This window comes from Psychrobacillus soli (assembly GCF_006861775.1).
GTDB classification, from domain to species: Bacteria; Bacillota; Bacilli; order Bacillales_A; family Planococcaceae; genus Psychrobacillus; species Psychrobacillus soli.
This window is the reverse complement of sequence record NZ_VDGG01000049.1, coordinates 1-22,726: the sequence shown is the minus strand read 5'-3', so window position 1 is coordinate 22,726 and position 22,726 is coordinate 1. Positions and strand designations below refer to the sequence as shown.

At 37.2% G+C, this 22,726-nt stretch carries 21 protein-coding genes; 9 read left to right on the top strand and 12 right to left on the bottom strand.

Annotation, left to right across the window (positions count from 1 at the left end; all coding sequences use genetic code 11):
• Window positions 1–109 precede the first annotated feature (109 nt).
• Entirely contained in the window at window positions 110–1,828 is a 1,719-nt protein-coding gene (locus FG383_RS17415) for an ABC transporter ATP-binding protein (protein ID WP_142608675.1), read from the top strand.
• A 39-nt stretch (window positions 1,829–1,867) separates the two neighbouring features.
• Here FG383_RS17415 and hflX read toward each other — a convergent pair whose 3' ends face one another.
• The 3 genes from hflX to FG383_RS17400 form a co-directional block, all read right to left on the bottom strand.
• Window positions 1,868–3,142 (bottom strand): GTPase HflX, encoded by a 1,275-nt coding sequence (gene hflX / locus FG383_RS17410; RefSeq protein WP_142608674.1) that lies wholly within the window; start codon window positions 3,140–3,142, stop codon window positions 1,868–1,870.
• A 15-nt stretch (window positions 3,143–3,157) separates the two neighbouring features.
• The gene (locus tag FG383_RS17405) at window positions 3,158–3,901 is read right to left on the bottom strand and encodes a VOC family protein (RefSeq protein WP_142608673.1); all 744 of its coding nucleotides are present in this window, start codon (window positions 3,899–3,901) and stop codon (window positions 3,158–3,160) included.
• Window positions 3,902–4,002: 101 nt separating this feature from the next.
• Entirely contained in the window at window positions 4,003–5,634 is a 1,632-nt protein-coding gene (locus FG383_RS17400; RefSeq protein WP_142608672.1) for an AMP-binding protein, read from the bottom strand.
• Window positions 5,635–5,818: 184 nt separating this feature from the next.
• Here FG383_RS17400 and nhaC point away from each other — a divergent pair, with 184 nt between their 5' ends.
• The 3 genes from nhaC to FG383_RS17385 all read left to right on the top strand — a co-directional run bounded on the left by nhaC (window position 5,819) and on the right by FG383_RS17385 (window position 8,822).
• Window positions 5,819–7,198: a Na+/H+ antiporter NhaC gene (gene nhaC, locus FG383_RS17395; protein ID WP_142608671.1), complete on the top strand. Its 1,380-nt coding sequence runs from the start codon at window positions 5,819–5,821 to the stop codon at window positions 7,196–7,198.
• Window positions 7,199–7,374: 176 nt separating this feature from the next.
• The gene (locus FG383_RS17390; RefSeq protein WP_142608670.1) at window positions 7,375–8,562 is read left to right on the top strand and encodes a class I SAM-dependent methyltransferase; all 1,188 of its coding nucleotides are present in this window, start codon (window positions 7,375–7,377) and stop codon (window positions 8,560–8,562) included.
• Window positions 8,559–8,822 carry a hypothetical protein gene (locus tag FG383_RS17385; RefSeq protein ID WP_142608669.1) on the top strand — a complete coding sequence of 88 codons (264 nt, stop codon included), beginning with the start codon at window positions 8,559–8,561 and terminating at the stop codon, window positions 8,820–8,822. The genes FG383_RS17390 and FG383_RS17385 overlap by 4 nt, the downstream gene beginning before the upstream one ends.
• 65 nt (window positions 8,823–8,887) lie before the next feature.
• Here the strand turns inward: FG383_RS17385 and FG383_RS21675 are convergent, their stop codons facing one another.
• Window positions 8,888–8,950 (bottom strand): hypothetical protein, encoded by a 63-nt coding sequence (locus FG383_RS21675; protein WP_246097047.1) that lies wholly within the window; start codon window positions 8,948–8,950, stop codon window positions 8,888–8,890.
• 260 nt (window positions 8,951–9,210) lie between these two features.
• Here FG383_RS21675 and FG383_RS17375 point away from each other — a divergent pair, with 260 nt between their 5' ends.
• On the top strand, window positions 9,211–9,708 hold the full coding sequence (locus tag FG383_RS17375) for an RNA polymerase sigma factor SigV (protein ID WP_142608668.1): 498 nt from the start codon (window positions 9,211–9,213) through the stop codon (window positions 9,706–9,708).
• Window positions 9,702–10,583, top strand: coding sequence for an anti-sigma-V factor RsiV (gene rsiV, locus FG383_RS17370; RefSeq protein WP_221887537.1), 882 nt, complete (start codon window positions 9,702–9,704; stop codon window positions 10,581–10,583). Before FG383_RS17375 ends, rsiV begins: the two co-directional genes overlap by 7 nt.
• A gap of 99 nt (window positions 10,584–10,682) precedes the next feature.
• Here rsiV and FG383_RS17365 read toward each other — a convergent pair whose 3' ends face one another.
• From FG383_RS17365 to FG383_RS17345, 5 genes are all read right to left on the bottom strand, one after another.
• A complete protein-coding gene (locus tag FG383_RS17365) occupies window positions 10,683–11,174 on the bottom strand; it encodes a PCYCGC motif-containing (lipo)protein (RefSeq protein WP_142608666.1) in 492 nt (163 codons plus the stop codon).
• A gap of 21 nt (window positions 11,175–11,195) precedes the next feature.
• Window positions 11,196–12,572, bottom strand: coding sequence for a class II fumarate hydratase (fumC, locus tag FG383_RS17360; protein ID WP_142608665.1), 1,377 nt, complete (start codon window positions 12,570–12,572; stop codon window positions 11,196–11,198).
• Between the two features lie 14 nt (window positions 12,573–12,586).
• Window positions 12,587–13,522, bottom strand: coding sequence for an HD domain-containing phosphohydrolase (locus FG383_RS17355; protein WP_142608664.1), 936 nt, complete (start codon window positions 13,520–13,522; stop codon window positions 12,587–12,589).
• Window positions 13,523–13,644: 122 nt separating this feature from the next.
• Window positions 13,645–15,168, bottom strand: a complete 1,524-nt coding sequence (locus tag FG383_RS17350) for a flotillin lipid rafts scaffold protein FloT (RefSeq protein ID WP_142608663.1) — start codon at window positions 15,166–15,168, stop codon at window positions 13,645–13,647.
• A 17-nt stretch (window positions 15,169–15,185) separates the two neighbouring features.
• Entirely contained in the window at window positions 15,186–15,695 is a 510-nt protein-coding gene (locus FG383_RS17345; RefSeq protein ID WP_142608662.1) for an NfeD family membrane protein, read from the bottom strand.
• A gap of 266 nt (window positions 15,696–15,961) precedes the next feature.
• Between FG383_RS17345 and FG383_RS17340 the strand changes: the two genes are divergently transcribed.
• The gene (locus FG383_RS17340) at window positions 15,962–16,582 is read left to right on the top strand and encodes a DUF47 domain-containing protein (protein ID WP_142608661.1); all 621 of its coding nucleotides are present in this window, start codon (window positions 15,962–15,964) and stop codon (window positions 16,580–16,582) included.
• Between the two features lie 12 nt (window positions 16,583–16,594).
• Window positions 16,595–17,593, top strand: a complete 999-nt coding sequence (locus FG383_RS17335; RefSeq protein WP_142608660.1) for an inorganic phosphate transporter — start codon at window positions 16,595–16,597, stop codon at window positions 17,591–17,593.
• Window positions 17,594–17,632: 39 nt separating this feature from the next.
• On the opposite strand, the gene FG383_RS17330 is transcribed toward FG383_RS17335, so the two are convergent.
• Window positions 17,633–18,265, bottom strand: a complete 633-nt coding sequence (locus FG383_RS17330; protein ID WP_142608659.1) for a pentapeptide repeat-containing protein — start codon at window positions 18,263–18,265, stop codon at window positions 17,633–17,635.
• A 96-nt stretch (window positions 18,266–18,361) separates the two neighbouring features.
• Here FG383_RS17330 and FG383_RS17325 point away from each other — a divergent pair, with 96 nt between their 5' ends.
• Window positions 18,362–20,494 (top strand): MMPL family transporter, encoded by a 2,133-nt coding sequence (locus FG383_RS17325; RefSeq protein WP_142608658.1) that lies wholly within the window; start codon window positions 18,362–18,364, stop codon window positions 20,492–20,494.
• Between the two features lie 174 nt (window positions 20,495–20,668).
• Here FG383_RS17325 and FG383_RS17320 read toward each other — a convergent pair whose 3' ends face one another.
• Together FG383_RS17320 and FG383_RS17315 are read right to left on the bottom strand one after the other, a co-directional pair.
• Window positions 20,669–21,274, bottom strand: a complete 606-nt coding sequence (locus tag FG383_RS17320) for an alpha/beta hydrolase (protein WP_142608657.1) — start codon at window positions 21,272–21,274, stop codon at window positions 20,669–20,671.
• Window positions 21,275–21,336: 62 nt separating this feature from the next.
• On the bottom strand, window positions 21,337–22,371 hold the full coding sequence (locus FG383_RS17315; RefSeq protein ID WP_142608656.1) for a beta-carotene 15,15'-monooxygenase: 1,035 nt from the start codon (window positions 22,369–22,371) through the stop codon (window positions 21,337–21,339).
• Window positions 22,372–22,726: the final 355 nt, after the last annotated feature.

The window sequence follows — 22,726 nt, the reverse complement described above, 5'->3', positions numbered from 1 at the left end:
CATTCATTATAACGTTCCCTCTTTTTCCTGTCAAAAAATATCCAATTATTTCGTTTTCTGAAATTGTCCGATATAATAGTCGGTATGACAATAGGGAGGAGGAGATTTTATGTTAAAAAAGTTTTTTTCATTTTATAAACCACATAAACGACTATTCGCAATCGATTTTAGTAGCGCTGTATTCGTCGCCATCTTAGAGCTGGCTTTTCCTGTTGCAGTGCAATGGTTTATCGATGTATTATTACCATCTCGTGATTGGAATATGATTGTCCGCGTTAGTATTTTATTGCTGCTCGTATACATATTGAGTACTTTCCTTAACTATGTAGTGAGTTATTTTGGACATAAACTTGGTATTAATATCGAAACAGACATGCGTCAACAATTATTTAATCATGTGCAACGGCAATCATTTCGTTTTTTTGATAATACAAAAACCGGTCATATTATGAGTCGTATTACGAATGACTTATTTGATATCGGGGAGCTTGCCCATCATGGACCGGAGGATTTATTCATCGCCATTATGACGCTGATTGGTGCATTTGCAATTATGTACAATATCAATCCAGAGCTTGCTATTATCGCAATCGTCATGGTTCCGTTTTTATCAATTGTTGCAACTTATGGAAACATCATGATGAACAAGGCATGGAAGAATATGTACGGCAAAATTGCTGATGTAAATGCCAGAGTCGAAGATAGTGTATCCGGTGTACGTGTAGTCCAATCATTTACAAATGAAAAATTTGAAATTGCTCGTTTCAAAGAAGATAACGGGAATTTTCGTTTAGCGAAACTACGCGCTTATAAAGTAATGGCTGGTACGCACTCCAGTATTTACATGATGACCCGCCTCGTGACATTAGTAGTACTTGTGGTGGGAGCTTGGTTTACGTTCCAAAAAAAATTATCTTACGGTGAGCTTGTAAGCTTTATATTGTATGTCAATGTGTTGATCAAACCAGTCGATAAGATTACAGCACTTCTGGAGCTATATCCGAAAGGAATGGCTGGATTTAAACGATTTTTGGATCTTATGGAACAAGAGCCAGAGATTAAAGATCGACCAAATGCTTTAAGTGTTAGTCATTTAAATGGAAACATTGAATTTGACAACGTCAGCTTTCGGTACGATAAGCATAAATCTGTACTAGAGGATATTAATTTATCGATTAAAGCTGGAGAAACTGTAGCATTTGTTGGCCCATCAGGAGCAGGAAAAACAACGATTTGTTCACTTATTCCACGATTTTATGAGGTGAATGAAGGTGCTATTTCAATTGATGGACTCAATATTCAAGATGTCACAATGCAATCATTACGTGCTCAAATTGGAATCGTACAACAGGATGTCTTTTTATTTACTGGCACAATTGAAGAAAATATTGCGTATGGGAAAAAGGATGCTTCTGTAGAAGAAATTCGAGATGCAGCAAAAAAAGCCCATTTAGAAGATTTTATCGCTTCTCTTCCAGAAGGATATAATACGCAAATTGGAGAAAGAGGACTTAAATTATCCGGTGGACAAAAGCAACGCTTAGCAATCGCGCGCATGTTTTTGAAAAATCCTCCTATTTTAATATTGGACGAGGCTACCTCTGCGCTTGATACAGAAACAGAAAAAATTATCCAAAAGTCATTAATGGAGCTTGCAGAAAATCGTACTACACTTATTATTGCACATCGGCTTGCGACTATTCGGGATGCAGACCGAGTGTTAGTTGTAACCGAGGACGGGATCGCGGAAGATGGATCGTATAATGAATTAGTTGCACAAGATGGGATTTTCGCTAGATTGCATAATATACAATTCCAGGAAGTTTAAAAAGAAGCTTATCGCTTTACGGGCGATAAGCTTCTTTAATTACTCCTCTACAAAGAGAAATTGTTGAAATCGATCATAGTCCGATTTTTTCAGTTCGACTTTAACAAGCGTCCCTTCTTCTTCGTACGAAGTTGACTTCACAGATGCATGCTCATTTAAATAAGATACGAGATCTCCTCGATCAAATGGGATTAACATGTTGCATATAACATAGTCCGAAAAAATACGCTTTTTAATCATCTCTAGCAGTTCGTTCAGACCTGCTCCTTCCTTCGCAGAAATCCAAATATTTTCACTAGCTACATAAGGATATTTCAAATCTGCCAAGTCCGATTTATTGTACACGTAAATTGTTGGCACATCTTCTACCCCTACCGCGAGTAACGTTTCGTTCGTAACATCCATCATATAACGGTGTTCAGCATTTGATACGTCTACCACATGTAGTAGTAAGCTCGCATCTCGTGCCTCCTCCAAAGTGGAACGGAACGCTTTCACTAAATGGTGAGGTAGCTTGCTAACAAATCCAACCGTGTCTGTTAATAAAAACTCTTTTTGGTCGGGCAGCTTTATCTGACGAACAGAAGTTTCGAGCGTAGCAAAGAGCATGTCCTTTTCGAATACTTGTTTAGAATCCGCTTGTCCCACTTTGTGAAGCAATTGATTCATAATAGTAGACTTACCAGCATTTGTGTATCCAACTAACGACACGACTGGAACCGCATTTTTCTTACGCTGTTTCCGTTGTGTTTCGCGCTGATATTTGACTTGCTCCAGCTCACGTTTTAGTTTTGCGATTTGATCTTCAATTTTACGTCTATCTAGCTCTAGCTTTGTTTCCCCGGCACCACGGTTTTTAAAACCGCCGCCTGTCCCCCCACCTTGTCGACCCAAAGACGCCCGGAGTCCAACTAATCGTGGCAACATATATTGAAGCTGTGCCAATTCTACTTGCATTTGTGCTTCGTTCGATTTTGCACGTCTTGCAAAAATATCTAAAATGAGCATCGTCCGATCGATTACTTTACATTCTAAGTCTCTCTCTAAATTTCGAATTTGTGATGGTGTTAGTTCATCATTAAAAATAACAAGATTGGCACCAGCTTCTTCGTAAAAGTTTTTAATCTCTTCCACTTTACCCGTACCAACATAATGAGAATTCGTTACACGCTCTAAATTTTGCGTAACTTCTCCCACTACTTCTACATTTAGCGCTTCTGCTAAATTATGTAACTCTTCTAGGCCATATTCAAAATGTTCATCATGTTGCAAATTCACCGCAACAATGACCGCTTTTTCTATAAATTCGTCCAAAAACAATTCCTCCTCTTAGTGGAAGTGATACGTTGCCTGTTCATATGTAAGTGTTTCTTTATTACCTAATCCTTCAATATGAACTGCTGCTAACCTTTCTTTCGTTCCGTTTTCTAACTGTTTGAAGACTAGCTTTGTATTGCTTAGTAAAAGTACGTGTCCCGCTTCCTCTTCTAACTTAAAATATCTTTTCCACTTATTCATCATTCCCTTTGGATCATGGACATGAAACTCACATGCTGAAATGCTTAATTGTAAATTACTTTCGTTGATTGTGCCATCATTTTGAAGTGATTGATAGCGATCTTTGTCACTTTCCTGCCATTCGATAAAAAATGGAGTTGGTAGTGCATCGCTTATTTCTTCTTTCACAAATAGCATCTTCCACTTACGAATTAGGCCACTAGTTGTTTTTCTTTCAGCATGTAATACTCCTGAGGTTTCTATACCTTTCGCTTCTAGTTGCTCGCATAGTTCGTCAATTGTTGTCGTTCGAATACAAATCGTTCCAAACCCAGGGGCTATTTTTAAATCGTGTAACAATTGATCGATTAATGGATGATTCGCATTCTCCGCAATTTCTTTATGTTCAAGTGCTAACCACTCTATATAGCTAGTTTTTGTATATACAAGCGCATTATATGTACCCCAATGTGTATGCTGGCCTCCAACAACTGCATGAAGTCCTTTCTCGCTCCAATCTGCTGCTACTTGAGTTGGTGTCTTTGTTACGTGATGGACGATATGATCTAAATACATTTTAACAACCCTTTCCTATTTTAGTACGAATGAAAGTGTGGAAAACAAAAGAGATGACCTTAGAAATATGTCATCTCTTTGTCGATTTCCCGGGAAATATCTTACACGAGAACTTTTTCTTTCGACATTTCACGAAGTAGGAACTTTTGAATTTTCCCGGATGCAGTCATAGGATATGCGTCGATAAATTCAATGAATTTCGGGATTTTATGATGTGATATTTTCCCTTTACAGTACGCCTTTAGTTCTTCTGCAGTTAAGCTATCACCTGTTTTTAAAATAACCCATGCCATAAGCTCCTCTCCGTATTTCGGATCGGGAACTCCTACTACTTGTACATCTTGAATAGATGGGTGTTGATACAAAAATTCCTCTACTTCTTTTGGATAAATATTTTCTCCACCACGAATGACCATGTCTTTAATACGACCTGTTATATCGAGATACCCTTCCTCGTCCATAACTGCGATATCTCCAGTATGTAGCCACCCCTCCGCATCAATCGCAGATTTTGTCGCTTCTTCGTTTTTATAATAACCTTTCATCACTAGGTAACCTCTTGTACATAACTCACCCGGAACTCCTCGTGGTGTATCTTCCCCAGTTACTGGATCGATAATCTTCACTTCTACTCCTGGATGTGCTTTTCCAACAGTCGATACACGTTTTTCAATCGCATCGTCTGTTTTCGTTTGAGTAATTACAGGAGAAGCTTCTGTTTGCCCATATGCGATTGTAATTTCCGACAATCCCATATCTTCCATTACTTTTTTCATTACTTCGATTGGACAAATGGAACCCGCCATAATTCCGGTGCGCAATGATTTTAGATCGAACTGATTAAACTCTGGGTGATTTAACTCTGCTATAAACATAGTAGGTACACCATGTAATGCTGTACACTTTTCGTCCTGCACCATTTGTAATACTTTCTCTGCATTAAATTGTTCAATGATGACCATAGTTGTCCCATGCGTTACCGATGCAATCGTTCCCATGACACATCCAAAACAATGGAAAAATGGAACCGGAATACATAGTCGGTCATTTTCTGTGAGATGTATATAATCTCCAACGAGTTGCCCGTTATTCACAACATTCTTATGTGTAAGCATAACCCCTTTTGGAAATCCTGTTGTTCCAGAAGTGTATTGAATATTAATGACATCATCATTATGAAGTGCGTTAAATGATTGCTCTAATATTTCATCGGATACCCCATCTGCGTGAGCTAGTAAATCAGACCATGTATAAATGCCCGAATATTCGTTTTCACTCATGACAATGACACGTTTAAAATGCGGTAATTTCTCCGAGTGTATTTTACCTTTTTCCGAGACTTCGATTTCTGGACAAACAGCGCGTATAACGTCCAAGTAAGATGTCCCTTTATATGATTCACATAAAATAAGTGTTGTTGCATCCGATTGTTGCAGTAAATACTCCAATTCTTTTTCCTGATAGTTCGTATTTACCGTTACAAGAACAGCTCCCATTTTTCCTGTTGCAAATTGACTTAGTAACCACTCTCTTTTGTTATCAGACCATATTGCAACATGCTCCCCTTTTTGGATGCCCATACCGATGAACGCTTTTGCAAGCTCGTCCGTTTCTTCGTCAAATTCTTTATATGTTTTTCGAATGCCATGCTCTGGATATACGTACGCTTCTGTTTCTGGAAAGTTTCTCGCTGCTTCTTTGACAATTTGCCCAACTGTTTTTTCATTTAACAAACAAATCTCCCCTTTTTGAATGTTATTTCGTTTTCTATTATTCTATCACAAAATTCTGACGAAATAGACTTTTTATTAACTAATTGACTTGATACTAAAACGTGATAAAATCCTAATTACTTCGTCACTTCAAAGCGTTGAAGTGCGAAAGTATTTGATTTGATTTCACTGAGGAGGATTTACTATGTTTCGAATTCGTTCGACGATTACGCCTTCCTTTTTAGAGGCTGTTCTAATTACATGTATGATTATTGCATTAATGGCAGTTTGTATTGTTCAATTTGATGCAGTTCCACATATGCCTGTCTTACTGGCGATTCTATTACTGATTACTTATGGGTTATTCAAAAGAGTGCCTTTTAAAAAGTTAGAAGAAGGACTTATAGAAGGATCGAAAGCGGGACTTGGGGCAATTTTCATCTTTTTCTTTATAGGTATTTTAATAAGTAGCTGGATGATGGGTGGGACCATTCCAACACTTATTTACTTAGGTTTCCAGTTCATCACTCCGCACTTTTTCTATGCGATTGTATTTTTAATTACATGTATTGTTGGGTTGTCTATTGGGAGTTCCTTAACAACTGTCGCAACAGTTGGTGTTGCATTTATTGGGATGGCAAGTGCGATGGATATTTCATTAGCAATTACAGCTGGGGCAATTGTTTCGGGTGCTTTTTTCGGAGATAAAATGTCTCCTTTATCCGATACGACAAATCTTGCTTCTGCCATTGTTCAAGTCGATCTATTTGAACATATTCGCAATATGGGATGGACGACCATTCCTGCGTTTTTTATCTCGCTTATTGGATACGGGATTTTATCGCCAAATAAAGACATCCAAAATTTTGATGAAATTAATGCTTTTCAAGAAGGACTCTTGCAATCAGGGCTAGTCCATTGGTATACATTACTTCCGATTGTTTTACTCTTTATACTTTCTATCAAAAAAGTACCTGCCATTATCGCATTAGCTTTAACTTCCATTGCGGCTATTTGTATTTCTTATTTCTTTCAATATACGCCTTTTGAGGAAGTACTGAATATATTGTTCACCGGTTATACATCCAGTATTGGAATCGAAGCGGTTGACTCCCTACTTACGCGCGGTGGTATGAATAGTATGATGTTCACGATTGGACTTGTCATCCTTGCATTAAGTATGGGGGGACTATTATTTACACTCGGTATTGTACAAAGTTTACTTGCGAAAGTTGAAAGTTTATTGAAAAGTGTAGGGGCTGTTATAACGGCAGCGGCTTTTACTGGAATTGGTGTGAACACGTTAATAGGAGAACAATATTTATCAATATTACTAACGGGTGAATCATTCCAGTCACAATTTAAAAAAGTAGGACTTGCCAATAAAAACTTAGCGCGTGTTATGGAAGACGCTGGTACAGTAGTGAATCCACTCGTTCCATGGAGTGTATGCGGTATATTTATTACAAATGTGTTGGCTGTTTCTACGATTGACTACTTGCCATTCACGTTTTTCTGCTTGTTGAGTCCGGTTCTTACGATATTATTTGGACTTACCGGCAAGACACTTACTTATATAAAGTGATTTCCATTTATTGCGTATTACAACTAAATGCTCGATTTTTACAACTAAAACTTTCATTTTTCCAACTAAACTAGCTAAAATTCCAACTAAACGCTCCAATTTTCCAACTAACCTAAAATATCACCGATGTGTTACACTATTTCCAAGTATATTACGGGAAAAAGAAGGCGAATCGTATGGAATTTCAAGAAATGAAAGCATATCTAATCGAGCAAATGATAAACAAGCAGTTGGTTGCCGCAACAATCAGTCAGCCACGTGCAAAGTCTAATGAAGTAAAGCGTGTAAAACTAAAACCAATTGAAATAAAAAATATGTATCACATTCAACTAGAATATCAATACGAACGCATTTTAAAGCATGAAAATGTGCTGTTAGAAGAATTTAACGAAACTTTGGATGATCTATTGGAACAGTTCCGCCAAATTCATGCGGATTTCGTAACAGAAAAAGTACAAGCCCAACTTTCTAAGAAAAATAAAGTAATGTGGAAATCAGAGAAAACAGAAGCTGCAAAAACAGTGAACCTTTCTCATAATCGGAAAAAGAATTATTTGTTAGATGAAAATACTCCCTATCCTTTTCTTATTCGTTTAGGCGTACAAACCGAGGAAGGAAAAGTGAAAAAGCAAAAATACGATAAGTTCAAACAGATCAATCGTTTCGTGGAGTTTATAGACGATGCGCTTGCCCACTTACCAAAAGATAAACCCGTGCGAATTCTCGATTTCGGATCTGGCAAATCATATTTAACATTTGCGCTTTATCATTATTTAAAAATCGAAAAAGGTCTCGATATTCGAGTTACTGGTTTGGATTTGAAAAAAGAAGTCATTGAGGAATGTGCGAAGATTGCAGACGATCTAGGCTATGAGCAGCTCGAGTTTTTAGTTGGTGATATTAATGATTATAACGACGAGACAGCGGTGGATATGGTTGTCACATTGCATGCTTGCGACGTTGCAACAGATATGGCTCTATCCCGTGCAGTAAAATGGGGAGCGAGTGTTGTTTTAAGTGTCCCTTGCTGCCAGCATGAATTAAATAGACAACTAGATGCACCGGGACTTGATATTATGCTAAAGCATGGACTTATTAAAGAACGTTTTGCGGCACTTGCTACGGATTCCATTCGAGCGGAAATTCTGAATATGGTTGGCTATGAGGCACAATTAGTCGAGTTTATCGATATGGAAAACACGCCGAAAAACATCTTGATACGTGCTTATAAAAACGGGAAAAAAGTAACTGCTGAACAAATGGAAAGTTATAAGCAGTTTAAGCAAATGTTAAATGCAGACCCGTTTTTAGAGAATGAATTGAAAGAAATGATGCCTGGTACCATGGATAGGAGTAGACAATGAAAGAGCCGACACTAAAAAAAGTAGCGTATGGTGTAGCAATGGCCATCGCGATCATCGTTGTGCATTTTATCGATGTACGAATTTATAATATGCCCCCTATTTTCGCCTTGTTATTAGCAATTTTAGTTACCTTTTTAGGGATAACATTCATCAACAAATCGGAGAAAATGGATAGAAAAATTTCGCGAATGAATTACAACTTACTAAATGTAGCAGTTGTACTTGTGCTATTCTTCGCTTATGTTGCAATTACACAGTAAAAGGTCGTCACCTATAAAGGGACGACCTCTTTTTTATAACTCTTTGCTTAATGCTAGAATGACATTTATTTTTGTTGCTTTACGTGCTGTAGTAGCGTGGACTTACCCGATCCACTTTTTCCTACAATCGCAACGATTTCCCCTTTTTCTACTTCAAAGGACAGTCCCCTATTAGAAATGTATGATTAACGTTCTGTGCTTGTATCATTTATTTTCTCCTTTCGTCTTTCTACTTACATAGTGTACCTATTGTTTCTTAATATTTCGGAAGGATAAACATGAAGAATTTCTCAAGAAATATTTTATTGATTCAAACTTTCCACAACATCTGCCCGTCTAATCATTGAAACGTAATCGCGGGTACGGAAAAAAGGAGTTCAAATACGTCATGACGAAAAAGGAAAAATTTCAACTTGTTGAAAACTATATAATAGAACATCAAAACGATTATTATCGGCTAGCTTTTAGTTATGTAAAAAATAAAGAAAATGCTCTGGATATTATCCAAGACAGCATTTTTAAAGCATTAAACTCGATTGATCGTTTAGAGGAAGAGCGATATATTAAAACATGGTTTTATCGGATTGTTGTAAATACATCCATTGATTTCATCAGAAAGCATGGACGTATCCAAGCAATGGATGATGATATCCTTCATTCGTTTTTGCCTGAGCAGCATGATTTGGAAAAAGACTATGATTTATATGAAGCCATCGACCATTTAAAGGAACCATTTAAAACGATTATTGTACTTCGTTATTTCGAGGATTTAAAAATAGATGAAATTGCGGAAATACAGAACGAAAATTCGAATACGATCAAAACTAGATTGTATGCAGCACTTCGAAAACTGCGGATAAACATGGAAGAGAAGGTGCAATTATGAAAAAATTACAAGATGCCAAAAAGAAATACGAAGAAGTGGAAATACCTGAGGAATTAAATAATATAGTGAAAAACTCCATTAAAGAAGCAAAGAGAAAACAAAAGAAAAGAAAGCCTATTAAACAATGGGGAATCGGTTTAGTTGCAGCGGCTGCATTATTTACAACTAGTGTGAATGTAAGCCCCGCACTGGCACAATCTCTTGCCACTGTCCCTCTGCTTGGACAATTTGTTCAAGTGGTCACCTTTCAGGCCATTAAGCTTGATGAAGACACTTATAACGCCGACTTAAAAACGCCAAATGTTACTGGACTGGAAAATAAGGAATTAGAACAAATGTTAAATGAAAAATATATCGCGGAAAATGAAGCACTTTATGAAGACTTTCAAAAAGAGATGAAGGCATTAGAGGAAGCTGGAGGTGGGCATCTGGGTGTAACATCTACGTATGAAGTCGTGACAGATACAGAGGATATTCTTTCTATTAGTCGTTATGAAGTGAATACAGTTGGATCATCCTCTACAACAATGCGCACAGATACGATTGATAAGAAAAACCAAATACTAATTACATTACCAAGTTTATTTAAAAACGATGCGTATATCGAGGCTATCTCTACTTATTTAAAAGATGAAATGGCAGAACAAATGGCAAATGACTCTAATAAAATATATTGGATCGATGATCAGGAAGAAATAGGTTTCGAATTCGAAGCTATTCGCCCGGATCAAACTTTCTCCATAACTGAGGACCATAAGCTAACAATTTCGTTTGACAAATATGAAATAGCTCCAGGTTATATGGGTGTTCTTACGTTTGAAATTCCAACTGAAGTGATAAGTGAATTTTTAATAAGTGATTACTATATAAAATAATGACCGGTGACACGATGGGACTCACTGATCATCTGATTCTAATCTTCACACAAAAAAACTGCTCTTTCTCACAAACTAGTGAGAAAGAGCAGTTTTTAATTAAGACGGCATCGGTGTATTAGTTGGTGCCGCATAGCCTTCTTTATACGCTTCATCAATTGCATTTCGAATTTCTACTAACGACTTACCTTCTTGTACCATTTTGATGGATGCTACGGCAGTTTCCAAGCAAGCTACACATCGGGTTCCGTGGTCATCCCACACAACTTCTCCATTTTCTTTGATCTCTTGAACAAAGCAGTTAAAGTTGTTTCTATGCCCTGCACTATCACCGCAACCGCAGTAACAAGGCATCCATTTTAAAACATCATGGGCTTTTGCTGCTGCTTGATAAACAAGTTGCATATCTTCTGACTGATTTTCTAAAAATGCTGGTAACACGTCTGTTGATGCTGTCGTTTCTTGTATATCGCTATTTGCTAAATGTGCGATATGGTCTTCATGTCCCTCATGATTTTCTTCCGTTGCTTTCTGCCCACATGCAGCAAGCACTAATATGGAAATGAGACATATAAATAGTATCTTTTTCATTTAAGTGTATTCCTCTTCGTCTTAAATCATTTTTTCTGGACGTACGATTTCATCGAACTTTTCAGCAGTTAATAAATCAAGCTCAACTGCCGCTTCTTTCAATGTCGTCCCATTTTTATGTGCATGCTTTGCAATTTTTGCTGCATTTTCATAGCCGATATACGGGTTTAATGCAGTAACTAACATAAGTGAATTGTTTACATGGTGCTCGATTGTTTCTAAGTTCGGTTCCATACCAACCGCGCAATTGTCGTTAAAGCTAATGATTGCATCGCTAAGTAATCCTACAGATTGCAGGAAATTGTGAATGATGACTGGTTTGAAAACATTCAACTGATAATGTCCTTGGCTTGCTGCAAAACTGATAGTAGTATCATTACCCATTACTTGGGCAACAACCATTGTCATTGCTTCACTTTGTGTAGGGTTTACTTTACCTGGCATAATCGAGCTTCCTGGTTCATTTTCCGGAATAGAAATTTCCCCAATACCGGAGCGTGGGCCACTTGCAAGTAAGCGAACATCATTGGCAATTTTCATTAAGTCCGCTGCAAGCGCTTTTACCGCTCCGTGCACGTACACAACATCGTCATAGCTTGTTAAGGAGTGGAATTTGTTTTTTGCTGAAGTAAATTCAATGCTTAATGCTTTTGAAATTTCAGCGGCAACTAAATCGCCAAATCCTTTTGGTGCATTTAGTCCCGTACCTACTGCTGTTCCACCAATCGCAAGCTCTTTCATCTCTTCCACACTTTGCGTAATCATTTTAGCTGATTTTTCTAGCATGCGATGCCAACCGCTAAACTCTTGTCCTAGTGAAAGTGGAGTAGCATCTTGCAAATGTGTACGTCCTATTTTCACGATATCCATAAATTGTTCCGATTTTTTGCCAAGTGTTTCTTTTAATATATCAATTGCTGGTAGCAGTTGTTGCTCGACTGCAAGTACTCCTGCAATATGTAAAGCTGTTGGGAATGTATCATTGGAGCTTTGGGATTTATTGACGTCATCGTTCGGATGAAGTCGCTCTTCGCTTCCTTGTTCTTCTAGAATTTGATTGCCGCGGTGAGCAATGACTTCGTTTACATTCATATTCGATTGTGTACCGCTACCTGTTTGCCATACGACAAGTGGGAAATGGGCATCTAGTTTTCCTGCTAAAATTTCGTCTGCTGCTGCTGCGATAGCATCTTTTTTGGATTCTGATAGATTTCCTAGAGAGTGGCTAACTATTGCGGCAGATTTTTTTAATAAGGCAAGTCCATGAACAACACCAATAGGCATTTTTTCATTGCCAATTTTAAAGTTTTCTTTTGACCTTTGTGTTTGTGCTCCCCAAAGACTATCTTGTGGAACTTGAATTTCTCCCATAGAATCATGCTCAATACGATAAGACATTTTTCTCTCTCCTTTTAGGTCCATTTATTATTTTTTTCTTCTAACATTTTCAAAAACTCATCTATTACAAGCGGGTTAAATTGTGTGCCCTTTCCGTCTTTCATCTCTTGAATCGCTTCTTCAATCGTCATTGCACCCCTATAGACACGATTTGTCGTCATGGCATCGAATGCATCTACGACCGAAACAATAGAAGCTTCCAATGAAATCTGGCTCCCTAATAACCCGTAAGGATATCCTTTTCCATCATACCGTTCATGATGCTCTTCTACAATAAAAGCGGCTTCTCGTAAGCGTTCTACTTCATGGTTTCTCATCATTTCTGCACCTAATGTAGTATGCATCTTAATAATATTCCATTCATCTTCTGTTAATTTTCCTGATTTATTTAAAATTTCTAGTGGAATTGCTAGTTTTCCTATATCGTGAAAATAGGCACCTATACTTAGAATGGATACATTTTGTGTTGGTTTCATCCTTTTCCACAGTTCAATTGAATAATTACTAATTCTTGAGCAATGGTGATAAGTATACCCATCCACTTCTTGTATCTTTCTTGCGTCACGCTGAATGAGACACCGTTCCGCAAAGCTTTTCTCAAAAAGAGAAGAGGTCATTTCAAGTAACATCTCTACTGTTTCATTTGCATAACAAGTATGGACTGTGCGATTCATTTTTGTATCAATTACATCTCCTGGATGCATGACAATTTTCTTACCTCCCCTTTCCACCTCTAGTTTTCCACTAAGAATGGTATATTGCTCCTTATACACGTCATCATTATCATTTGAAGTATAAAAAATCCAAGAAGTGCTACCTGGGAGTAGAGTGTATAAAGAATAAGAAATGCCATTTGCACTGCCTATGAGAGCCGTTATAGACTTATCCGTAACAACTTTTGGCAAATACATCTTTTGTTTGAGATCTTGCACCTGTTCGAGTGTTAGCATGCTACTTGCCTCCATTCATTTGACAATATCCCACATAATATATGTATATTATATAGTTTATTTAGAATAAATGAAATACAACAAAAAAAGGCCGAGAAAGTTTTTCTCGACCTTTAAATAGCTTATGCTTCTTGCTCGACATTGGATTTTTTTACTTCTTCCGTTAGTTGTTCAATGCTTGGTCGAATATTCCCTTTACCAGAGTAGTTTTCGAGCATTTCTTTAACATCAATTCCGGATGAAGCTTTTAATGTTTCTTGAAGGGTAGACATTAAATTAGTTGCATAAGAAGTTACTTTGTTTGCCCCGCCACCTTCTCCGCTTCCCGTATCAACTACAGTAATTTTGTCGATATTGGAAAGTGGACTTGCGATTTGTTTTGCATATTCCGGTAACATATGAACAATCATATCAAGAACCGCTGCTTGACCGTACATATCAAATGCTTCGGCAATCTTACGCTTGGCTTCCGCTTCGGCAAGACCTTTTAGACGAATAATATCCGCTTCTGATTCCCCTCGTGCACGCTCTGCATCAGCTTTTGCAAGACCATCTAATCGGACTTTTTCTGCATCAGCTTTCGCTTTTGCCTCAATTCGATATTTTTCTGCGTCAGCTTCGGCAATTTCACGTGACTTGGATGCAGCAGCATTTTGTTCAATGGCATAACGATCCGCGTCGGCTTTTTTCTTCACTTCGGAGTCGTATTGTTTCTCACGACGTAAAATTTCTTTTTCTTCTAGCTCGATTTGTTTTTGACGTTCAATAATTTGAATTTGCATTTCTTGCTCTGTTACTTCTTGTTTCGAGCGTGCAGTTTCTAGTTCGTACGCTTGGTCGGCACGTGCTTTAGCAATATCTTGTTCACGACGATATTCTGCCACTTTTAGTTGATTGTCTTTTTCTGCTTCTGCAATTTCAGTTGCACGTTCTATTTCAGCACGTTGCGCATCCTTGGAAGCTTCTGCACGCTTAATACGAGTTTCTTTTTCTGCCTCTGCTGTCGCAATGTCTGCATCTCTTTTCACTTGTGCAATTCTTGGCTTCCCTAACGAATCTAAGTAACCATTTTTATCACGAACATCTTTAATCGTAAAAGAAACGATGATTAATCCCATTTTAGCTAAATCTTGAGAAGCAACTCGCTGTACCTCTTGAGAGAATTTATCGCGATTTTTATAAATTTCTTCTACTGTCATAGACCCTAATATGGAGCGCAAATGACCTTCTAATACTTCTTTTGCTTCATTCTCACGATCTGCTTTTGATTTACCAAGAAATTGTTCTGCTGCAGTTGCAATTTCGGAAATAGAGCCACCAATTTTTATAATTGCCGTTCCATCTGCCATAACAGGAACACCCTGCTCTGTGTATACTTCAGGTGTTGTAACTTCTAGCTTACTTGACAAAAGACTAAGCGGTTCACCTTGTTGAAATACCGGATATACGAAAGTTCCTCCACCACGAATTATTTTAATACGGTTCCCGGAATCGTCCGTATGTACGTTTTTCGATCCTAAATAACTACCAGTTACGATTAACGCTTCGTCTGGACCTACAGTGCGGTATTTCGTAATATATACTGCAAGTACAACGATCAAAACAAAAACAACAATTCCTATGACGATTAATAATCCCATATCCATTTTTATTCCCCCTATTATTATTTTAATGGCTCATATTCCTTCACCAAAAATGTACCGTCTTCCACATCAATAATTAACACTTGCTTGTCATAATCAATTTCTTCTTGATCATATCCAGCTGCCCTTTTAGAAATTAATCCATTCACTGTTTCAATAACAATTTCTCCGAAACCATCTATTGGAATCGGAACAATTACTCGTGCAACTTGCCCTTGTAGTGACTCATTTGTATATGCTAACGAAACTTCTGCAGAAGCTAATGGAATTAGTACAAAGAAATATAATAAAAAGGTTAAAATGCTTGAAAGTACAAGTGCTACTATGATGACTATTTCTTCGTTCCAGTTCGTTAACTTAAGTAGTATAAATCCGCCTGCACAGATGAATAATAAGAAAGAAAGTGCGGTTGTCGGATTCAAAATTCCACCATCCATCCCATCAATTGCATCTGCAAACAACACATATAAAATCGTAATTAAACCAATAACGATTAATCCATACAAGAAAATTTGCTCGATTTTTCTCACTCCTTCCACTATTGTGTCGCTATAATATCTTATACGAGTAAACTAACGGAAAGTTTCATATATTTACATTTTTATAATTCTTTGAACTACTTTCGACAAAAAGCGCTTACATTTGACTTTTTTCATCCTTATTTTAGGTAGTAATGTTACAGCATTGTAAATTTTGATAACTGAACGTAAAAAGTGTGTAGGTTTTGTATATTTTTTGGTATGCTATTTGAGGAAAAACGTTGAAAAATAATTTTTAAAGTCCAGGAGGCTTTTTTATGATTAGTTCAAAAAAACCAGATCCATTTTTCGCTTCACTTTTAAATATCGCCAAAAACGTACAAGAAGCAGCTCACTATGCCGATGATTTCCGTATTAATACGGTTGCAGATTTGAAAGAAATCAGTGTTCATGTAAAAAACTACGAAACAGCAGGAGACAAATTAATTCATGAATTAATCGTCATGTTGAACAAATCGTTCATGACTCCGATTGAACGAGAAGATATTCTGCAATTATCCGTTAGAATGGATGATATCTTAGATGGCATCGATGATTTTACTGCTAATTTAGAGATGTTTTCTCTCATTGAAATTGATGAATTTATGCGTACATTTTTAGGATATATTGTGAAAAGTACGGATGAAATTGTAAAAGCGATGGAGCTTCTTGCACAGAAAAAGCTACTTAAAATGCATGAACACTCTGTCCTTATTAAAGATTATGAACGTAAATGTGACGAAATACTTCGTTCATCCATTAAACAACTGTTTTTAAATGAAAAAGATCCGATTCGAATTATTCAATTTAAAGATATATATGAAAAACTAGAAGAAGTCGCAGATTATTGTCAAGACGTAGCAACTACGATTGAAGCAATTATCATGCGAAATGCGTAGGAGTTCTTACTTATGGATTCTATTATCATTCTCACTGTTCTAGTCGTATTTTTTGCATTAGCATTTGACTTTATTAATGGATTTCATGATACCGCAAATGCTATAGCAACTTCTGTTTCGACAAGAGCTTTAAAACCAAGAGTAGCTGTATTAATGGCCGCTATTATGAACTTTGTTGGAGCTCTTACTTTTACCGGGGTTGCTAAAACAATAACAAAAGATATTGTGGATCCATTCCTATTGCAAAATGGTTCCCTTATTATTCTAGCGGCATTACTTTCCGCTATTATTTGGAATTTGGCCACTTGGTATTACGGAATTCCATCCAGTTCTTCCCACACTTTAATCGGTTCTATCGCAGGTGCTGCTGTTTCAGCTGCAGGATTTGCAGTATTAAACTGGGAAGGGTTCATTAAAATAATTCAAGCTTTGATCATTTCTCCTTTCCTAGCTCTTGCTGTTGGATTTTTAATGATGTCTTTATTTAAAGTACTCTTTAAAAACGCAAACTTACATGGGACAAACAAAGGATTCCGCACGTTCCAAATTGGAACTGCAGCATTACAAGCATTTACACATGGTACTAATGATGCGCAAAAGGCAATGGGGATCATTACAATGGCTTTAATCGCAGCACAATTACAAACTACAGACGACATTCAACTTTGGGTACGAATTGCAGCGGCAGCAGCAATGGGAATTGGTACTTCCATTGGTGGATATAAAATTATTAAAACTGTAGGCGGTAAAATTATGAAGATTCGTCCTATTAATGGAGCTGCAGCCGATTTATCTTCCGCTATGATTATTTTTGGTGCAACTACCATTCATTTACCAGTTTCTACTACACATGTTATTTCATCCGCTATTATGGGCGTTGGAACTGCACAACGTGTGAAAGGTGTAAAATGGGGCGTTGCAAAGAAAATCGTTTTGACTTGGATTATTACGTTACCAATTTCTGCAGTATTAGCAGGAGTTATCTTCCAAGTACTTAATTTATTTTACTAATAAAACCTCGCCCGAAAACGGCGAGGTTTTTTATATAACTTATTCTTTTATCGTTAGACCAAGTGATTTTGCAAAGCCAATTGCTTGCTCTGTAGATACAGTACAATCAGTAAGCTTTTCCATAGAGACTGTGAGTTGCTCATATTTATTTGAACTTAAATCAATTCCTTTTAAATCCGTTTCCGTGAAATTTGCACCATCTAGTTCACATTTTTGGAAGTCTACTTTATCAAAATTTGCTTCTATAAAATCAGCGCGATTCATAGATGTTTGCTTAAATGCTACTTTCTTCAATTTTGAAAAACTCATACTCGTATAATTGGCAACAGAATCTTCTACTTTCACATCTGTTAATCTACTCTGAGATATATTCGTTCCTAATAGCTTGGAATTTTTAATCTCCACCCTATGAAATACTGCATTTCCAAAATCCACATTGGACAGATCACATTTTTCAAACAAACAATCGACGAATTCAACTTGATGAAATCGAATCCCCTCCATTGAAATTCCTTGGAAGTGTATTTGGTCAAATACTATCTTATCTTCTTGTTCCTCTTCTAATTCTAAAAATGTTACAGTTCCTTTTGTAATATAATAATCTTCTAAAAGTGCATGATTCACATTCAATTCAGGTAAAAAACTAGGTAGCTTTGGTGGAGTAATCTTCATTTGTATTCCTCACTTTCATCATTCCTATTATATTAGTATATCCTCTCTTCTTTCTAGTACAATATAGAAAGCTATTCAGTATGAGGAGGAAAATTTGTGCAATTATTATCTACTATAGTGACGCGCTACTACAAAGCTATACTAGTTTCGTGGTTAGTACTTTTTATCGCTTTAGCCGTTCTTGCTATTCGTCTGCCAAGCTTATTGGAAGGTGATGGTTTTAGCACAAACGGGGAGCATCAGCAAGTGATGCAAGAATTGACTGATACATTTAATCTTCCAGCAGAGACATTATTTATTGTCTTTAATGAAACGACAGATGAAACGATCGAGACTACTCTTGCTGAAATTGAAAGTTTACAAATCTCAGAGTCCATTCAATCTCCTTTAAATGACTCTTCTCTCTACAAAAATCATGTTGCATATGCGATGCTTCATTTCAATGGTGATACAACCGATATGTCGAAGGTCGTTGATACAATTCGTGACTCCATAGGCGACGAAAAAGGCGTTACTTTAACTGGAGGAGCTGCGATTAACAAAGATATAAATAGCGCTAGTCAGAAAGATTTAGCGAGCGCTGAAGCAATTGGTCTTCCAATTGCCATTATTGTCCTACTCCTTGCTTTTGGTAGTGTAGTTGCAGCGTTTGTTCCGCTTATCGTCGGTATTGTAACGGTAGTTTCTACTTTTGGTGTCATGACTTTATTTAGCGAAACGATGAATTTATCGATATTCGTATTGAATATTATTCCAATGCTTGGGCTTGCGCTGAGTATTGATTTTGCACTATTACTTATTAACCGCTATAAGGAAGAACGGTTAAAACACTCTATGATAGATGCTGTTCAAACATCGATTCAAACAGCCGGCCGCTCCATTATATTCTCTGCAATTTGTGTATTCATCGGGTTAGGTGCGATGCTTGTCATGAAGGTGGAGATATTCCAAAACCTTGCGCTTGGGGGAATGCTTGTTGTATTTATGGCCGTATTAGCGTCCATTACATTGCTTCCTTCTCTTTTGTTAGTAATGAAAGATCGGATTAACAAGTGGACGATTATTCGAGTAAAACCGGGTGCCTCGACTAGATGGCGTAACTTTGCCGCATTTGTGATGAAGCGCCCTGTGACACTTGTTCTAGTAGCTCTCATCATCTTAGGCATCGGTATTATACCCGTAAAAGATATGAAACTAACGATTCCGCAAGTAGATTCATTGCCCGTTTCCTATGATTCTCGCCAAGCGTATGAGTTGATGGATAAAGAGTTCGGATTAGGAGAAAAATCAACTGTTTATATGATCGCCAAGCGAAAGGATGGCTGGGAAAATAAAGACGGGCTGGAAGCGATGAAAAAATTAGAAACTCAATTGTCGGTCGATAAAGATGTTGATTCGGTTAATTCCATCTTTACTGCTAGCGAGATTTCTACAGTCGAACAGTGGGAACAAAGCATACAGATTCCTGAAGTTAAGTCTCAATTAACACCTTTGTTCGAATCATTTGTACAAGGAGAAAAGTTGTTGATACCCGTAACACTTAACTTGAACGGTTCATCCACTGAAGCACAAGATTGGGCACGCGATTGGTCTGAAAAAGAGTTAGGAGTCGATCTGATGCTAGGTGGACAACCTAAATTTAACCAAGAAATTTTCGATGAGATATTTAATAAAGTAGGAGCACTGCTTGCAATTATTTTAGGATCCACCTTCGTCATTTTAATGATCGCTTTCCGTTCTATTTTAATTCCGCTGAAGGCAATTATTATGAATGTGATTGGTCTATCCTCTACGTTTGGAATTCTAGTTTATATATTCCAGTATGGACATTTCGGAATAGAAGAGACGACAATTGCGCTAATCATTCCAGTTATTGTATTTAGTCTAGTTTTCGGACTAAGTATGGATTATGAAGTGTTTTTAATATCCCGTATTCAAGAAGAGTACTCGAAAAGTTTGGATAACACTGCCGCTACAATTGACGGGCTTACTTCTACGAGTAAAATCATTACGTCTGCTGCGCTAATTATGATTGTTATTACAGGTGCCTTCGCCTTTACCGACGTAATGCCAGTGAAGCAAATTGGAGTCGGCATTGCGATCGCTGTTGCAATTGATGCATCAATCATTCGTTTGTTATTAGTTCCAAGCTTAATGAAGCTGTTCGGAAAATGGAATTGGTGGATGCCATTTAGAAAAGGACCTTATAAAGCTAATAAATGGCACTAATCTTGCGTTATTTTCAAAAAAAATGGATAAGAGCAACCTAAAGGGAGTGAAAGCAACTTAATATGTGTTGAGAGCAACTAGTTTGAACATGAAAGCGATCAATTTGCTATTAAGGGCAACTAAATTAATAAGACCAGAAGAAAAATGAACTATTTTCTTCTGGTCTTTTCTTTATTAAAATTTTGTTTGATACCAATTTTTCGCAGCTTGTACTTCATCTTGTGTTAATTGATGTCCATAGGAATGCCAATAAAGCTCTACTTTTGCTCCGGCAGCTTGTAATAAATCACGTAACTCCTCTGATTCTGTTGCTGGGCACATATGGTCATTTTTCCCTGCACCGATAAATACAGGTGCATCGGCAAACGCTGGAAGTTCTACACCACGTCTAGGAACCATTGGATGATGCAAAATAGCACCTTTTAACACGTTTTTATATTCGAATAAAAGATTAGCCGCGATATTAGCACCGTTCGAATAGCCAATTGCTACTACATTATCGCGATCAAACTCATAATTTTCCGCTGCTTCATCGATGAAGTTTTTCAATTCTTCAGAACGGAACATTAAATCCTCCATATCAAATACACCTTCAGCTAAACGTTTGAAAAAACGTGGCATCCCATTTTCCAATACATTTCCGCGAACACTTAATATATTTGCTGCCCCATCAATTTCTTTACCAAGTCCAACTAAATCATGCTCATTCCCGCCTGTCCCGTGCAATAGCAATAATGTTGGTTTTGACTGGTCATCACCTTTATAAAAAACATGCTTCATGTTAAAACTCCCTTTCAAATATCTTGAATCTGAGATAATTATAACGTGAATCATTTTCTTGGTCAAATAAAGAGATTTTCATTGTTCGAAAGCAACTTTTTTAACTTTTCAGGCTCATCTACACGTATTGCAAATTCTGTAACACTTTTTTTCATTCCCATAAACATTACTGCTTCTACTGGTTCATATAGGTGAACGATAGCTTGCGGGTCTACTTTTTCAAAATCCTTATATACAAATTGCAATGTATTCTTACTCGGTAAAGTTGCGCCCCATTCTACTTCCTTAATGTTAAATAAAGAAATAACCATTCGAGATGCCATACCTTGTGTAATATATAGTTTCCCAGTCTTTATTTCCATTGGATGAAGTCTTGTAATCTGAATATCAGCCAGTATAAAAGAGACAGAGTATATATTTAGGACAAGTAAAATAATCGACAGAACGAGTGATTTTTCATGTAGCCACCAATGTAACCCGATTGTTTCAATTAAGATTGCATGGATAAGCATAATATTCATCGCAACTGCGCTCGTTTTTTTATGCATAGTCACTACACCTTCGTGACTAGGTACATTCTTTTTCCATGTAAACAAAGCATAATAAAACATTAAAAATTCAGACATTATTATGCGGATTAGAACATTTTTTGTTGCTACTTTTTCAACCGCTGGAAGTAAACTATAAATTGCATCCTCGTTCATTTCTTTCATCTCACTCCAAATCACCGAAGCTTTACGAACTACGATAAAAATGAGCGCCAGTTCTGCGAATACTAACAACGCTTCCAATGCAAGACCAGTATACAATATTCCTTTATACGGTGCATACAGCTCAGCAGGTATAAGAAATCTTGCTACCACGAGACCAAACACCATTAATCCAATTGTTTGTTTTATAGATATTTTAAATGCCACATAAACTAAAATGGGTGCAACAATCGCTAAATCGATAAGTGATCCAATAGCTACACCACTTGTTAACGGAAGAGATAAAAAATCTGGAACCCTAGAATGATACAGAAGAAAATTCGTTGTAAGTACAAGAAGAAGAAATGCTAGTGCTAAGTTAGCTTTACGGGTTTTACGATACACCATATAAATTCCTCCTTTTCTTTTATTATATCTTTCCTGTCGATAAAAACTTACCAGTAAGCAGGACAATTTCATGACATTCCAAAATAGTTACCAGCGAATGAATTTACTTCGGTAGAAACCAATAAATGGATTAAGGCAACAAATCTGTCAGCGAAAGCAACCAGTTCTCAAAATAGCAAGTGTACTTGGGGAGAGACGACGATGACTGTGACGCATTATAGGGATACTGCGACGTAAAGGTAACCGCTATGATTTCCGCTGCAGGGCTGACGCTTTCCATGGGGTGAGCGATGAGCCTTCACCGCCGCTAGCGCGTACGATGTGAAGTCTCATCTTGCTCACTTGATCCCATTGG

Coding starts and splice junctions, on each gene's coding strand:
- FG383_RS17415 (WP_142608675.1), top strand. CDS start 110: ATGTTAAAAAAGTTTTTTTCATTTTATAAACCACATAAACGACTATTC.
- FG383_RS17405 (WP_142608673.1), bottom strand. CDS start 3,901: ATGTATTTAGATCATATCGTCCATCACGTAACAAAGACACCAACTCAA.
- nhaC (WP_142608671.1), top strand. CDS start 5,819: ATGTTTCGAATTCGTTCGACGATTACGCCTTCCTTTTTAGAGGCTGTT.
- FG383_RS17390 (WP_142608670.1), top strand. CDS start 7,375: ATGGAATTTCAAGAAATGAAAGCATATCTAATCGAGCAAATGATAAAC.
- FG383_RS17385 (WP_142608669.1), top strand. CDS start 8,559: ATGAAAGAGCCGACACTAAAAAAAGTAGCGTATGGTGTAGCAATGGCC.
- FG383_RS17375 (WP_142608668.1), top strand. CDS start 9,211: ATGACGAAAAAGGAAAAATTTCAACTTGTTGAAAACTATATAATAGAA.
- FG383_RS17365 (WP_142608666.1), bottom strand. CDS start 11,174: ATGAAAAAGATACTATTTATATGTCTCATTTCCATATTAGTGCTTGCT.
- fumC (WP_142608665.1), bottom strand. CDS start 12,572: ATGTCTTATCGTATTGAGCATGATTCTATGGGAGAAATTCAAGTTCCA.
- FG383_RS17355 (WP_142608664.1), bottom strand. CDS start 13,522: ATGCTAACACTCGAACAGGTGCAAGATCTCAAACAAAAGATGTATTTG.
- FG383_RS17350 (WP_142608663.1), bottom strand. CDS start 15,168: ATGGATATGGGATTATTAATCGTCATAGGAATTGTTGTTTTTGTTTTG.
- FG383_RS17340 (WP_142608661.1), top strand. CDS start 15,962: ATGATTAGTTCAAAAAAACCAGATCCATTTTTCGCTTCACTTTTAAAT.
- FG383_RS17335 (WP_142608660.1), top strand. CDS start 16,595: ATGGATTCTATTATCATTCTCACTGTTCTAGTCGTATTTTTTGCATTA.
- FG383_RS17330 (WP_142608659.1), bottom strand. CDS start 18,265: ATGAAGATTACTCCACCAAAGCTACCTAGTTTTTTACCTGAATTGAAT.
- FG383_RS17320 (WP_142608657.1), bottom strand. CDS start 21,274: ATGAAGCATGTTTTTTATAAAGGTGATGACCAGTCAAAACCAACATTA.
- FG383_RS17315 (WP_142608656.1), bottom strand. CDS start 22,371: ATGGTGTATCGTAAAACCCGTAAAGCTAACTTAGCACTAGCATTTCTT.